Origin of the sequence: Paenibacillus sp. OK060, from assembly GCF_900101205.1 — a bacterium.
GTDB lineage: Bacteria > Bacillota > Bacilli > Paenibacillales > Paenibacillaceae > Paenibacillus > Paenibacillus marchantiae.
On record NZ_FNFR01000006.1, the window covers coordinates 145174 to 159851 of the forward strand.

The 14678-nt window shown below is 50.6% G+C and carries 11 protein-coding genes; 4 read left to right on the forward strand and 7 right to left on the reverse strand.

The window, feature by feature from the left end:
* Window positions 1-260: 260 nt before the first annotated feature.
* From BLS14_RS22210 to BLS14_RS22220, 3 genes are all read left to right on the forward strand, one after another.
* Window positions 261-2924, forward strand: coding sequence for a UvrD-helicase domain-containing protein (locus tag BLS14_RS22210; protein WP_090953983.1), 2664 nt, complete (start codon window positions 261-263; stop codon window positions 2922-2924).
* An 85-nt stretch (window positions 2925-3009) separates the two neighbouring features.
* Window positions 3010-3375 carry a hypothetical protein gene (locus tag BLS14_RS22215; protein ID WP_256336633.1) on the forward strand — a complete coding sequence of 122 codons (366 nt, stop codon included), beginning with the start codon at window positions 3010-3012 and terminating at the stop codon, window positions 3373-3375.
* Window positions 3376-3579: 204 nt separating this feature from the next.
* Entirely contained in the window at window positions 3580-4617 is a 1038-nt protein-coding gene (locus BLS14_RS22220) for a zinc-binding alcohol dehydrogenase family protein (protein WP_090953987.1), read from the forward strand.
* Between the two features lie 115 nt (window positions 4618-4732).
* Here BLS14_RS22220 and BLS14_RS22225 read toward each other — a convergent pair whose 3' ends face one another.
* Window positions 4733-5803 (reverse strand): Gfo/Idh/MocA family protein, encoded by a 1071-nt coding sequence (locus BLS14_RS22225; RefSeq protein ID WP_090953989.1) that lies wholly within the window; start codon window positions 5801-5803, stop codon window positions 4733-4735.
* 38 nt (window positions 5804-5841) lie between these two features.
* Window positions 5842-6318 (reverse strand): GNAT family N-acetyltransferase, encoded by a 477-nt coding sequence (locus BLS14_RS22230; protein WP_090953991.1) that lies wholly within the window; start codon window positions 6316-6318, stop codon window positions 5842-5844.
* Between the two features lie 295 nt (window positions 6319-6613).
* Here BLS14_RS22230 and BLS14_RS22235 point away from each other — a divergent pair, with 295 nt between their 5' ends.
* Window positions 6614-7675, forward strand: a complete 1062-nt coding sequence (locus BLS14_RS22235; protein ID WP_176854685.1) for a copper amine oxidase N-terminal domain-containing protein — start codon at window positions 6614-6616, stop codon at window positions 7673-7675.
* A gap of 162 nt (window positions 7676-7837) precedes the next feature.
* On the opposite strand, the gene BLS14_RS22240 is transcribed toward BLS14_RS22235, so the two are convergent.
* The 5 genes from BLS14_RS22240 to BLS14_RS22260 form a co-directional block, all read right to left on the reverse strand.
* Window positions 7838-8266, reverse strand: a complete 429-nt coding sequence (locus tag BLS14_RS22240; RefSeq protein WP_090953994.1) for a RidA family protein — start codon at window positions 8264-8266, stop codon at window positions 7838-7840.
* Between the two features lie 222 nt (window positions 8267-8488).
* A complete protein-coding gene (locus BLS14_RS22245) occupies window positions 8489-9451 on the reverse strand; it encodes a M15 family metallopeptidase (protein ID WP_064642532.1) in 963 nt (320 codons plus the stop codon).
* A 319-nt stretch (window positions 9452-9770) separates the two neighbouring features.
* The gene (locus BLS14_RS22250; RefSeq protein ID WP_143021576.1) at window positions 9771-10586 is read right to left on the reverse strand and encodes a hypothetical protein; all 816 of its coding nucleotides are present in this window, start codon (window positions 10584-10586) and stop codon (window positions 9771-9773) included.
* A gap of 53 nt (window positions 10587-10639) precedes the next feature.
* Entirely contained in the window at window positions 10640-13843 is a 3204-nt protein-coding gene (locus BLS14_RS22255; protein WP_063567981.1) for a DEAD/DEAH box helicase, read from the reverse strand.
* Between the two features lie 284 nt (window positions 13844-14127).
* Window positions 14128-14568: a chemotaxis protein CheW gene (locus tag BLS14_RS22260; protein WP_176854689.1), complete on the reverse strand. Its 441-nt coding sequence runs from the start codon at window positions 14566-14568 to the stop codon at window positions 14128-14130.
* Between the last annotated feature and the right edge of the window lie 110 nt (window positions 14569-14678).

The following is a 14678-nucleotide window of genomic DNA, read 5'->3' on the forward strand; positions in this document are numbered from 1 at the left end:
AGTATATAACTTATACGATATCATGCCAAAAAGTTGCGAAATCTCGCGTGAATGCCCGTTTTCTGCCGATACTGGATGAATTCGGGGGCTTTCGTCAGGACCATACGTTCGGGTATAATGAAGCTTTGGCCCTACTGATCCGCCTACTTGGGCGGTTATCCCTATCATACCAATTTACAATGTGATTGTGAAAAGGGCAAATGAATTACTTTTAAGCCGGGATAGTCCTATCCCTGAATGCATATAGAGGTGGATGAATGATGTTAAGTCCGAACTCAACGTTTTACCCCCGTCCGCTCGGGGTTACCCCGGCGGCATCACTGCCCCAGTCCCCTTCAGCTCCGCTGGAGACCAGTAGGCAACTCGTGGCAAGCGATGAACGGGATGCGCCTTATTTCCGCTCTCTGGAAGAGGTAGGCATCCGTCTGAACGGACCCCAGATCTCAGCGGTTCGCCACGGCAAGGGACCCCTGCTGACTCTCGCAGGAGCTGGCTGCGGCAAAACAACCGTACTGGCTGCACGTGCTGGCTACCTGATGGAGGTTAGTGGTGCTCACGCGGGAAGCATCCTGCTGGTGACGTTCACGAACAAAGCTGCCACTGAGATGAAAGACCGCATCGCATCGCTGCCTGGCATTCGTCCCGCAGCCGCACGAGCGGTGCAGGCCCGTACATTCCACTCGTTCGCATTGACGCTGCTGCGTCATTACGGCGTGCAGGAGGAGATTTTTGGTGAGTCCCGTGCGCAGCATACGGTACTCAAGATGCTTCTGCGCCAGAATGGCATGAGTGAGGCATTTCAGCCTGAGAGTCTGCTGGCTATGCTGTCCGCTTGGAAAATGCAAGGTTCAGAGACGAGCGATCTTCCCGAAAAATCACAGGAGGAACGGGATGCCAAACGTGTTCTCCTTGGTTATGAAGCCTGGAAGCGGGATCGCAACAAAATGGATTTTGATGATATTTTGCTGCGAGCTGCCGCTCTGCTTCGTGATCCTGCTGTACTGGGGCCGCTTCAGCAGCGTTTTCAGTACATCATGGTCGATGAGTTCCAGGATACGAATAGTCTGCAATATGAAATTGTACAAAAACTGGCTGCCGCCCACCGCAACCTGATGGTTGTGGGAGACGATGACCAGACGATCTATACGTTTAATGGGGCACGGCAGGAATCCATTTTGGAATTCGATAAAGTTTACCCCGGTGCACGCATCGTGACGCTGGATATTAATTACCGCAGCGATGCGCGTATTCTGGGACTGGGCAGCGAATTGGTTGCCCGGAACAAACGAAGACGTGACAAGCGGCTGCGCGCAGCCGGGCATCGTGGAGATGCGCCTCGGTTTGCCACCCCCTCCAATACCGAGGAAGAAGCAGCTTGGGTTGTTAACCAGTTGTGTCAGCAAGTTGAGGAAGGTTTGCATACGTATCGGGATATCGCGATTCTGCACCGGACAGCAAGTAGCAGTCGGGCTATATTTGAGCAGCTTGTGTTGAAAGATGTGCCGTTTGTACAACACGGCGCTTCCCCGGTCTTCTATGACCAGTCACTGATTCGACCTTTAATGGATCATATGCGCTTGTCCCTGAATCCACGTGCTCTAGATGCTCTGCCGAGTGCGCTGGGGCCTCTCTATGTATCCCGAGATGCCGGACTGGAGTGGATTCAGCGCAGTGAAGAGCAGCAAGCGAAGAAATATCCGCTTATCCATTTGGCCAAATGGGACAAGCTGAAGCCTTTTCAGCAGGAGCAGGTCAAGGAACGTATCAAGTTGATCAAATCGCTGACGAAGCTGAAACCGGTGATTGCGATCCAGGAGATGCGGCGCCAGTTTTACGACAAATATATGGAAAGCGGTGATCCAAGCATCTTTACCCATTATAAGGAAACGATGCTGGAGACACTGGACGAATTCGAAGCTGCAGCCAAAAAATTCGAAACCGTTGAAGAGTTCATCCAATTCGCCGATGAACTCTCCCGCAGACACCGCGAGATGGAATCACTGCGCCGTTCACAGGACAGCGATGCAGTCCAACTGATGACAATTCACCGGGCCAAGGGACTTGAATTCCCATGTGTATACTGGATCGGCGCCAGCGAAGGAATTGTACCTCACAGCACGGCACTGCGGCAGGATATCCCTGAAGACCAGAAGGCTGCTCTTACCGTACAGCAGACCGATGCCGAACTGGACATGGCTCTGGAAGAGGAGCGACGACTCGCCTATGTCGCAATCACACGGGCCAAACAGTATTTATACATCACTTCTCCCGCCAGTCATCACGGAAAACCGGCGGACGTTTCCCGCTTTCTGCTGGAGGCCTTCGGCATGGAGGTACCAGACAAACGCAAAAACCGCGAGGAAAGCCAGACTGGCAATCACGCGTCATACGGCAGCGGTAGCAGCAACTGGAAGGGGAACGGGAACACGAATGGTAAAGCTAACGGCAATGAGAGTAGAACTAGAAATGGAAATGCAGCATACGCCCGTTCAGGTTCGCGGCCGCAGGGACGGGATGCAGTGAGTCCAGTTCAGCGTGGTGCAGATCAGCGCAGCGCGATCCGTCAAAGTGATCGGCGTGATTTTGAAGTACTCGATGAACGAGACGAGGATCGTCTCAGTGAGCGGCGCGGCAGCGGGGTGATTCGCAATCACACGGCGTTCAGCACCACGGGTGTGAATCAGGCAGCTTCGTCCTCCAACAGTTCGGGGTCGCATTCTTCAGGTGCAGAACGTACAGAAACCGTAGCGATCTGGAAGTGCAGTTCTTCAACCTGCAAAGCGTGGCTGCGCCAGAAACCGGATGGTGCTTCTGCCAAGCCATCCAAAAAGGCGGTCTCTGGTCCTCCGGCTTGTCCGCTATGTTCAGGCACAATGGAGGCCGGTACACGGAAGGTTCCGGTAACCGGGCGGTTCGGAAGATGAACGATTGCCATTCGTTTCAGGACGCTTCCTGCTGTTTATTAACAGTAGAAGCGTCTTTTTTCCATTTTAGAATGGAGGTTGGATTATGCACGGCAAAAAGCATTACTATGTATCGGTAACCCATAATCTTATTGAACAGACCAAGAACGAATCAACACCGTTTGAAATCATGGTGCACGATGAACAGCTAAACCGGCTGAAAGACCTGATGAAAGTGCAGGAAGATGAAGATGCCTATACATTGCAACGGGCCCCGGTACCCTACAAATCGGCTGATCATGACGAGGCTACAGAACAATTCTCAGATGGCATGACGTTGTTGTACACGTTTCTTTACGACCATGGCACTCCGGATACCCGGCAGGCGATTGAGAGTATGAATGTACTTTCACGGCTGCAAGATACGGATTATGATGATCCGGGGTATGAGAACTCACCGCTGAATAAATGAACTCTTATCACAAAGACTTCCACTCCGATGAATTCAGGCCAATGACCTACTTCAGGAGTAACGGGAGTCTTTATTTTTTTACGGTTCGGTCCCATTAGTATCATTATTTATACTATAAACCAAAAATGATACTACTGTTTATTTTAGATATTATACTATATATTTTATATACAACTTATTTATGCGAGGAGGATAAATATAACGATGGGAAATCCAATCATGAAAGCGTTCGGATATTACGAGCCTGGGCTAGAGACCGACATACCACCATTTCAGGAGGTAGAAGTTGAGAAACCAAAACCTACAGGAAAGGATTTACTCGTTGAGGTGAAGGCGGTGTCTGTCAATCCGACGGATTGGAGATCTCATCTTTCCAAACATCCGGACGATTTATCCCTGACCGTGCCTGGTCGTGATGTAGCGGGAATAGTAGTGGACATCGGCTCCGATTGCAATTTGTTCAACGTTGGTGACGAAGTGTATTATGCGGGGAGCAATATGCGCCCAGGCGGACACAGTGAGTTTCATTTAGTAGATGAACGAATTGTCGGCAGAAAGCCGAAAAATCTGGATTTCGCCCAGGCGGCAGCTTTACCTCTGACAAGCCTTACGGCAGGAGAAGCTTTTTTTGAACGCTTGGGCATTTCCAGAAATGCATCGGATAATGAGGGTAACAGTATGCTTATTATCGGGGCAGCGGGAGGCGTCGGATCGATCGCTACTCAATTAGCCAAGCTCGCTGGACTTAAAGTTATAGCAACTGCCTCTCGTCCCGAATCAGTCTCTTGGGTAAAATCAAACGGAGCAGACCACGTGATCAACCATCATCAACCATTTGGACCACAACTTAAAGATCTCGGACTCGCTGGTGTACAATATATTTTCGTGCTAAATCATATAGATGAGCATATGGATGAGATGGCAGAAGTTATTTTACCGCAGGGGAAAATTTGCTCCATTCTACCCTTCGAAAAACCAGCCCAACTTCAAAAGTTATTCTCAAAAAGCGTAACGCTCGTTTGGGAAATGATGTTCACCCGTCCGATGTTCCAGACAGATGATATGATTGAACAACATCTTCTACTTAATGAAATTGCAGATCTAGTGGATGCGGGCAAGATTCATACAACGATGGCCGAGCGGATTAAACCTATTAATGCAGCTAACCTGCTGGAAGCCTACAGAAAGAGCAAATCGGGCACTGCAATTGGCAAAATCGTGTTGGAAGGGTTTGAAAAGTAAGCATACATCCATTTTGTCTGATCATGATCAATAAATTAACCAAAGGGTGTTGTCTCTCCATTGATAAGATAGAGAAACAACACCCTTTAATATCACGTTAGATTCAATCTCTATATCAGTCCAGACGAATCTCTTGACCTTTTTCGGCTGACTCATAAATTCCGCTCAGCATCCGAGTCGAAGCCACACCATCCGCAATGGGACTGATGGGCTCGGTACCATTCAGACAACAATCCACAAAGTGATCAATCTGATTCTGGAAGGCACCGTGAATATCGAGACCTTTATAGTCTGTCTGAGGTTCAATGTTCAGGATCGTATTGTGTTTCTCGGTGACGATTAGCGTCTCGGGCTCCAGCTCAAACCCACCACGCTCGCCGTACAATCGGACTGAAGATTCTTCCCCACGTGCATGCAGGGTAAAGCTCACATCTACCGCCAAAGAAGCCCCATTCTCGAAGCGGATCAGCGCATTCGCCATATCCTCCACATTGTTGACAGCGGAACTGTAATCTGCGGCTTTGTAAAAAGAAAGATGCTCGATATGGGCACGATTGCCCAGTTTTCGATACGTATTGCCACTCACCGAAACAGGTTTCGGTTTGCCCATCAGATACCAGCATTGGTCGATAATATGTACGCCAAGATCAATGAGCGGGCCACCGCCGGAACGGTTTTTGTCCGCAAACCATCCTCCAGGATTTCCCAAGCGACGCAGGATAGAGGCTTTGGCATAGTACAACTCACCAAACTCACCCGCATCAATGAAACTGCGCATCATCTGCATATTGTTATCATAACGACGCACAAATCCCACGACAAAAGTACATCCGCTTTTCTTCACAGCCTCTTCGATCCGCAGCGCATCATCCACATTGGTGGCTACCGGTTTTTCAAGCAGCACATGTTTACCTGCCTCCAGGGCAGCGATGGCAAATTCGGCATGCGTATTATTCCACGTACAGATACTAACGGCATCCACATGCGGATCCTTCAGCATCTCGCGATAATCAGTGTACACGGATTGTGCATCATATTTCTCAGCAGCCGCGGCTGCACGCTGTTCGTTCAGGTCACAGATGGCGTAAATGACGGCATTCTCGTTCTTGGCATAACACCTCATATGAAGATCCGAAATGGAGCCTGTGCCAATCATGCCGATATGCAGCATTTTGCTTGTACTCATCTTCTTCCTCCCTTCCTTTTCCAGAACATGAATATCGTCTAGTCTGCCCGGAGCATGCCTTTGTAAATCCCTGGTGTTGAATTTTCGATCTTCACGGCCCCCAAGGTCTGAGCATAGAAATCCACGGGTCCCGCCGATCCAATAATCGCGTAAGCGTAACCATCTGTCTTCATGGCGTGCATACAGGCCAACAGCAGCGCTGTACCGACACCTTTGTTCCGTGCCTCCTGACCAACACCTGTTGGACCAAAGAAATTACGACACGTTGCTTCATAACAAGCGAATCCGATCATTTTCCCATGCTCAAGCGCAATATAACAAGTCACGGGTTGACGTGCAAAAGCTACATCACATTCATCCACCCAGGGCTGGCTAAAATGGGATCTCACCCAATCCAGCACAACCTGCTTCTCTGGTGCGATGGCTCTTCGGATGACAATGGAGGACTCCTCCAACTTCTTCAGTCCACTCTCTTGCTCTGGCAAATGGTAAAGCGCAACCAACATATCACTCATATGATTGCCCCCCTCCTCATATTTGGACGTACCACACCCCCATGTAATCCAGGGTTAATTCAAAGTCTGAATCACACGTTCTCCACTCATTGATCCTTAACCGCATCCTGCTTCTTATAACCGGCAATGTGGTCTGTTTTTCAAATAATAGACTAACATGCTGCTCACATTAATTACCTCAAAGTGCAACACTGGACGAAGTTGTCCCGTCTATAAGGTTGGAACGTGGCCTTACTAGGAGTTTACCGCGTCATAACCAAGATGAGAAGGGATGAAATCAACGATGAACAACAACATGAAAAAAGTTAGTGCCCTGATGGTCCTGTCCTTGGCCCTGGGCGGGGGAGCGGCATACGCAGCAAACCTGGACAGCATTCAGCCCATCAATTCAACTTCCGTATCAGCCGACAGCAAAGGAACTGAAGCTGTAAAAGTATCTGTGAACGGTGCACCGATGGCTGACGGATATTGGAACAAGGATGGTCAAGAACCCATGATCGCGCTGCGTGATCTCACCGAAGCACTTGGCATTGAACTGAAATGGAACAAGGAAAACAAATCTGCTGAGCTGACAAAGGGTACCCTTTGGACTCTTGTTACCACAGGCAAAGACCAGTATTCAGTCAATAAAATGCTGCTTAAGCTGGGAACAGCACCTGAAATCACAAATGGTACATTGTTTGTACCCGCTTCTTTTGCAGATAAAGTACTGCACGCACAAGTGAATACAAAAGGTAACCAAGTAACCATCTCCAGTGAAGAGGAAGTGAAAACTGTTACTGAGCGTGGGGTCATTACGGGAATTAACAGTGAAGGCAAGTATCAATCCATCCATATCGGCGGTGCAGGTACAGAGGGTATCGTCCTTAATGTTGGTGAAGATACCGTGTTCAAATCCGCAGATGGCAAAGATATCAAGCTTACTGATCTGACCATTGGCATGAACGTTGAAGCTGAGCATTCTGAGATTGCAACCCTCAGTTTACCGCCGCAAACACCTACTTACAAAGTCACTGTACTGGATACTGCTGCTTCGGAATCCGAAGCACAACCCAAAGAAGTTCTGGGTACAGCAGGCACGATTGAAAATGTAAAAACAACAGAAGATAATGGTACTCAGATCGAGATCTCCGGCTCCCGTCTGACAGAGACAGCACCTGACCATGTTATCCTTAACATTAGCAAAGATACAAAACTGGTGAATCATCAAGGGGAAACGATCAAACCAGAGGAACTGACCAAAGGGGCCAAAGTGATTGGTTTCTATAGCCCCGTCCTGACTCGCAGCCTGCCTCCAATCGGAACGGCTTGGAAAGTAGTAATCGAAACACCAGCCGATCAACCTGAAGCGAAATAAGCTGCCAGAAAAGAAGGCTAGCCTTCTTTATGCGTAGAGCACAGCAGATCTAGACCACACTATATTAATGCAGAAATAACCTTATCCCACGATTCCTCCTTCATGGAGGTTGGGGTAAGGTTATTTCTCGATCCTGCATTTATATATATGTACGTAATAGCTCTATTCCGTTATTGTTATTTCGGCATCGGCATCAACTTCAGCTTCTGCTTCAACAATCGCTTCTGCCTCAATCTCCACCATCAGCAAAGGGTCAATGAGTGCACTAACCTCTACCATCGTGGCGACAGGCTGGATCTGACCAAAAAATTCACCATGAGCCTTGCCCACTTCTTCCCAACGGGAAATGTCGGTAACAAACATGCGGGTTCTCACGACATGAGACATGTCTGCTCCCAATTCTTTCAGTGCATTTTCGATGGTCTGCAAAATAAATCTCGTCTGTGCATATGGATCACCTGCTCCAACCACAACACCGTCCTGCATGGCTGTAGTACCCGCAACCTCAATTCGGTTGCCAACACGAATGGCACGGCAATATCCTACAAGCGGCTCCCATGGAGAACCGGTAAACACTTGCTGTCTGTTCATTCTGCTTTCCCTCGCTTTACATGTGATTTGAACTCCTGATTAAACATGAATTATATCAGCCTGCCGACCTGCTGAACAAGCAAATAAAATAGGATATAACTGAATTTAGCTCAAACCAAAAAGCCCCTGGAGTGATCTCCCGTGCCTTGGACAAGGGTGAATCATTCAGGGGCTCTATGAAATTGAGATCCTAGTCTTCAATCAAAAGATGAAGCACCAGGCTTACAGCTTGATATTAGCCTCATCAAAGTATTCTTCAAGTGTCAGTCCACTTTTCACAACATCAGGAGCCAGATCAGTGCCGACATAGCGAATATGCCATGGCTCGTACACATAACCGGTTATCCCTTCCTCACCTTTTGGATAACGGATGATGAACCCATATTCTGCTGCATGCTCAGCCAACCACTGGCCTTCTTTCGATGTGCCAAACACCTCTTCTATGGCATTGCCTACACTTGGACTGGAAACGTCAATTGCTAGTCCGGTCTGATGTTCGCTGTGGCCTGGCACAGAGCTTACACGATCCGTGTATTCTTTACCTTTGGTTTTGACATTGTTGTTATAGATCGAAACCTGACGCTGATAAGAACGATATCCAGATACCGCACGAAGCTCAATGTCGTCCGCTTTGGCACCGGCGAACAGCTTCTCCAACGCCTCAGCAGCTTCCTTGCGCATATGGCGCTTTTCATGCGGCCCGTCGAAGGAAAAAGGTACGTTAGGCTCAACCAGATCATCCGGCTCATATCCTTCTGGCAAGCTGCGCTGTTTGTTAACGATCACTGTCATCGCTTCTGAATTGGTCACTACCGCTTGTGCATCAATCGTCGTTTGCAGCGCGCTAATGCTGCGTTTCTCCATTAGGGGATCCTCTGATGTGGCTCCATTGCCTGCGTCAGAAGAACCCTCTCCCCCAGTTGAAGCATCGCCGGAACCACTATCCGTATCATCATTGTTATTGTCCGAAGATGAGCTGTCTGTGTTGCTGCCATCCTTGCCAGTATCCTCAGTCAAATGAACCGTGGTACCGTCCGACTCTTGCTGTGCGCTTCCTGCTGCGTTCAGATTCTGGTTCTCCTCTGAGCCCGAACCGTCCTGGCAAGCGGATAACAAAGCTCCGCATATCATAAGTGAGGACAGCATAACCGCAACTTGGCGCTGTCGTCCTGTACGTAATTTCATGTAAAAACTCCTATCGCATATTGTAATAATGATTGCAGTATTCGTGCATGTGGGCTTGTCTTCCCCTGCGACAGTATACCTTAAATTGCAGCGAAGCTCCACCGGTAAAGACCTCCTTGAGAGGAGGTCACCCTAAAGATATGCCGGGTGTACAGCTTGTACGGTCGTTTTTTGGACTTTTAGAGCCCTATCCCAAGGTTCAACGCCATAGAAGCGAATTAAAAATGTATATTTCCATTTTGGATAAAAAGGATTATGCCGATGCACATCACAAACAAGCGGGGGATGATCTAAGATCTCCCCCGCTCTGAATGATGCATCATTTGGTTGCCGGGCTGTCCTTCTTCTTCTTTTGGACAGCCTCCCACATCCGCGCAGCTACGCGCTCGCGGATCAATGCCAGCCCTGCGGTGGCAGGCACGCCTGGCAGCAGCGCCGCCAGTTCTGGCGTTGCCGGGGGTTTCCCCGGCTGCGCCAGCCGCACCTTCACGGCGCCGAAACCAGGCCCCGGCTGGTGCATGGCGCCGTCCGCGGCTGCCTCGGCGATCCACTCGCCGACGGCTGCGCCGCCTTCGCCGCCCCGCGCCTGCGGGCGGCCGGCCGTTTCGGCTGCGCGGCCGGGGCCGCTGGGATCATGGGCGAGTTCCTCCGCCCATGATCCCAGCACGCCGGCGAGCAGCACTTCGCGCGGCAGGCCGGCGTGCGCCAGCTGCAGCAGCGGCTCAGCCGCGAAGCGCGCGGCAACGGCGCGCTCAGCGGCCGCGGCATGCGCGCATCTCGGGCGGCCGCAGGTGCACGCCGCTGTGCCGCCAGCGCTCAGCGAGCCGCCAGCGGCTGTGCCCAGCTCAGCCTCGCTTGGCGCAGCGGGCAGCAGCCCAGCGAGCTCCGCCGGGGCAGGGCCGCCGCGCAGCAGCGCGTACAGCGCCAGTGGACGCTTGCGCAGCTGTGCCAGCACAGCCTCGCGTTCAGCTTCACTGAACTGCTGCAGCGTGCCTGTTACCGTGAACAAGCCTTCGGCTGATTCAGTCTTGCCTGCGGCGGCTAATACCTCTTTGCCTGCATCAGACGCCGCACTTACTTCTGCTGTCCATCCACCGGGGGACATATGCAGCTCCACATTCCATTTTTCGCTCACAACAATCCCCCTTCCTGTCACAATATTTTGCATGTACTATTTATCCTCGCAACTTACAGCCATGTCTCGCCCTGAAGCGAGATCAGACCGCGCAGTTCATCATCCGACATCTCGGTCAACCAGTTCTCACCAGAACCGACCACTTGCTCAGAAAGTGCCTTTTTACTCTCAATCAGCTCATCAATCCGTTCCTCCAGGGTACCCTGACAGATCAGCTTATGCACCTGTACGTTTCGATTCTGTCCAATCCGGAATACCCGGTCTGTCGCCTGATTCTCCACCGCAGGATTCCACCAGCGATCGTAGTGAACGACATGACTGGCACGCGTTAGATTCAGGCCCACACCTCCGGCACGAAGAGACAGGACAAACAAGGATGGTCCCTCCCCTTTTTGGAAAGTTTCCACCATATCATCCCTTTGCGACTTCGAAACACCGCCATGCAGGAAATACGGTTCTTCCTCATACCGTTGTGTAAGCCGGGATACGAGCAGTTCTCCCATTGCCACATACTGAGTGAAAATCAGCGCCGACTCCCCGTTGTCACGGATCGCATCCACCAATTCCAGCAAACGTTCCATTTTGCCGGATGCCTCAGCCTTACCATGTTCCTTCCGGCTGCTGTCCGCCAGCACCGGATGATCACAGATTTGCTTCAGCTTAGTCAGTGATGACAACACAATTCCCTTACGGGCGATACCATTTCGTCCATCCAATCCACCCATTAGATCATCCACCACCCGCTGATACAAAACGGTCTGCTCTGGTGTCAGGGAACAATAGGATTTCAGTTCCAGCTTCTCCGGCAGATCCTTGCGGATATCCGGATCACTTTTCAGCCTACGCAGCATAAAGGGCGATACAAGCCGATGAAGCTCACGCAAAGAAGCTGCATTTTCTTCGGATGGGCCCAGTCCGGTATAGCGCTGGCGGAATGAAGAAGCCGTACCCAGATACCCCGGATTGAGGAATTGGAAAATGGACCACAGCTCGCTTAGTCGATTCTCCACTGGCGTACCCGTCATCGCAATGCGATGCGGCGTAGACAGACGCATGACGCTTTGCGCTTGCTTTGTACGGTAATTTTTAATATATTGCGCCTCATCCAGCACAACGGTAGACCAGTGCAACGAAGCCAGATCCGGACCATCCCGGCCAGCCAGATGATAGGTCGTCAGCACAATATCATGGGACTGCGCTTCTGCCTGGAAGGCATTGCCGTGCAACCGTTGTCCGCCATGGTGAATATATAACGACAGATTCGGGGCAAACCGCTTAAGCTCACGCTGCCAGTTCCCAAGTAACGAGGTAGGGCACACAATAAGTGCAGGCAGATGCGCATCATGCACGTGCGGCTGTTCACCGTTCGCGGATTCTTCTTTCATCCCCATAAACGCTTCGTGCTCACGTGCTTCCTCCGCCGCAGCTTGCTGTTCCTCATGTTTCAAGTCCAGCAGGCAGGTAATAACCTGAATCGTTTTCCCCAGTCCCATATCATCGGCAAGACATACTCCGAACCCAAGCTCACGCATGGCGGATAACCATTGGTACCCGCGCTCTTGATAGGGTCTCAACTCGCCATGCAGCTCTGCCGGAACCTGCCGAGGCTCAATACTGCGGAGCACCTGTCCGTCGAGCAAAAAGGATAGCAGCCCCTCGGATTCCGCACCAAAGACGGAAAGCCCCTTCCATGCCGTATCTTCGCCTTCTTCCGCTGCCAGATGCAACCATTCGGAGAGTGGCATATATTGTTCTTCTTCTTTTTTCATATAACGCAGAACCTGACGAATCTCTTTTGTATCCACTTCAATCCATTCGCCGCGGAACATCACATAAGGTACCGTTGCTTCTGCAAGGGCAGCCAGCTCCTCCGCCGTAACCGGTTTGCCGTCCAGCATCGGTTCTGCCTTAAAGGCAACCAGCTGCTCCATACCCAGTGCAGACGGAGCCCCAACCGGTCTTTCTATTCCACGATTGAGCATTTGCAGACGTAGTCCAGCGCGGCGTTTCCCTGCACGGCTCCAGCGGGAAGGCATTAACACGGTTACTCCCGCCTTCTGCAGACGAGGCACAGCGTAGGTCAAAAATTCAAAAAAGGCTTGCTGTTCCAGCTTCATTCCTTCCGGTCGTGCATGAAGAAGCGCCGTTTCCAGCTCCGGTGCCAGTTCTGATGCATGCCCCAGCGCCATCAGGAGCTGTTCTGCAGCTGAAATATAACGCACTTTCCCTCGGTCCAGATCTCGTTCCGGATGTGCCCAAATCGTGCGTGCAGGCAATCTCAGACCAGATTCCTGCACACTGTCTGCCCAGAAGGTAATCCCCCACAATGATTCATGATCACCAAGGGGCGGTTCCAGCCGCAGTACCAGCTTCAGCTCACCTTCCGTGGGAGCCGTTTCTTCACTGCCTACCACGGGTTTCGCTGTACCGCCAGCTTCTTGCAGCGTTCCAATGAGTTCTGCCATTTCCTCCGTAGGTCCCTGCACCGTCACCGGGCGGAACATCGAGATCAGACTATTCCACCACAGCTCTGCTACCGGAGAGGACCCACGACGGAATGGCGTGCGGTAACGAGACAGCTCACTGTCCATGCTTTCCATCTCACCCGTGACAACCGCATGAATCATCCCGCTCATAAATGAAAATAATACGGCCGCTCCCGCTTCCTCCCGTGATTCCGGTTCAGAAGATGCGTATGCTCCGGGAGCAGACAATCCGATCGGCGGCATAGATTCCGCCAACTCCCGGAATCGTTCTACATCCGCTTCCTGCAACAGACGTGGACGCCATACACCTGTCAGCGTTTCCTGTCCGGTGCGACGACGCGCCCCCGTCTTGGCCGCAAACTCAGCGGACGGAGCAAATTCTCCGCGCAGCAGCAGTTCCTGTGTAAACTGTGCTGCTTTTACCCAGTAGCGAATCTCTTCTCCGGCCTGAATTCCTGCCGCATTCAATATACTGTCGTCCCAATGGAGCAGCAGCTTGAATGTATCTTTGGGCGAGATTGCGAGCCCTTCCAACGTCCGTCCGAGCAATTGACGTCGCTTCGTACCCTTCGCTTCCGCGGCATTACGCATCGGATTGGGCCAACGAAGCTCCGCAAGACGTAGAGCGGCAGGCTGAAACAGACGACCCCCGTCGCCAAAATTCAGCTTCCGTACCACATGGCTCCACGCATCCACACGTGGTTCCGATGTTTCACCGGAAAAACAAAAAAATACGTCACCAAGCCATACTCCATACAGCGATTGCATCATTACAGTCTCCCGTCATCCCTTCGCATTGTTACTCTCCATCATATACGAAAATGCTCGGATTTAAAAACTTTTACGGATAAAAAGTGCTACATTACTTCAAAAAACCATCTTCAAACCACTTCATACTATATTATGTATGCCTGTTAAAAGGTGAAACACACCGCGTCATTGCATTAAGGATAAGGTGATCACACTAAAAAATGCCCCTCATCCCCACAAAGGGGTAAGGAGCATTATTATAATCAAGCGGTTATGTGCTTTGTATATAACATTTCAGAGTACGTTTACTGCGATTTGGTTAAATTACCGAGCAATACATCCAAATTAAGAATGCCGGCTTCATGATCGTCATTGTGTGCGATTTCCTTGAATATTCCCGTTGTGTAACGACGATATTCTTCTGTAGGCTCTTCAAACCGATCATACATCACCACGGAATCCACGGAATCGACGACGAGCGGTACATAATCGTCGTGGTACGGCACAACAATGATACGCGTGGAAGGTGTAGTCTCCTCGTCAGGCAAGCCGAGCAGGACGCGTACACTTACAACAGAGACCACTTTGCCGTACAAGGGCGTGAAACCCTTAATCTCAGGACTGCCAAAAGGAACGGTGGTTACCGGGAGCATTTTGATAATTTCATGAACTTCATCAATACGAAGCGCACAAATCTGATTTCCGACCGAGAAATTAATGTATTGAATTTGAACTTCCTCATCCATAGATGTTTTCATACCCTTCTTGTCTTCAGTTTCAAATAGAAGCTTTTTATAGTCATCTTGATCATGAATAATTACATTTCATGTTGCATTCTCTGTGTTTATATCGGTTG

Bases quoted from the DNA above. Each gene is read 5' to 3' on its own strand.
- BLS14_RS22210 (WP_090953983.1), top strand. From the start codon at position 261: ATGTTAAGTCCGAACTCAACGTTTTACCCCCGTCCGCTCGGGGTTACC.
- BLS14_RS22215 (WP_256336633.1), top strand. From the start codon at position 3,010: ATGCACGGCAAAAAGCATTACTATGTATCGGTAACCCATAATCTTATT.
- BLS14_RS22220 (WP_090953987.1), top strand. From the start codon at position 3,580: ATGGGAAATCCAATCATGAAAGCGTTCGGATATTACGAGCCTGGGCTA.
- BLS14_RS22225 (WP_090953989.1), bottom strand. From the start codon at position 5,803: ATGAGTACAAGCAAAATGCTGCATATCGGCATGATTGGCACAGGCTCC.
- BLS14_RS22230 (WP_090953991.1), bottom strand. From the start codon at position 6,318: ATGAGTGATATGTTGGTTGCGCTTTACCATTTGCCAGAGCAAGAGAGT.
- BLS14_RS22235 (WP_176854685.1), top strand. From the start codon at position 6,614: ATGAAAAAAGTTAGTGCCCTGATGGTCCTGTCCTTGGCCCTGGGCGGG.
- BLS14_RS22240 (WP_090953994.1), bottom strand. From the start codon at position 8,266: ATGAACAGACAGCAAGTGTTTACCGGTTCTCCATGGGAGCCGCTTGTA.
- BLS14_RS22245 (WP_064642532.1), bottom strand. From the start codon at position 9,451: ATGAAATTACGTACAGGACGACAGCGCCAAGTTGCGGTTATGCTGTCC.
- BLS14_RS22255 (WP_063567981.1), bottom strand. From the start codon at position 13,843: ATGATGCAATCGCTGTATGGAGTATGGCTTGGTGACGTATTTTTTTGT.
- BLS14_RS22260 (WP_176854689.1), bottom strand. From the start codon at position 14,568: ATGGATGAGGAAGTTCAAATTCAATACATTAATTTCTCGGTCGGAAAT.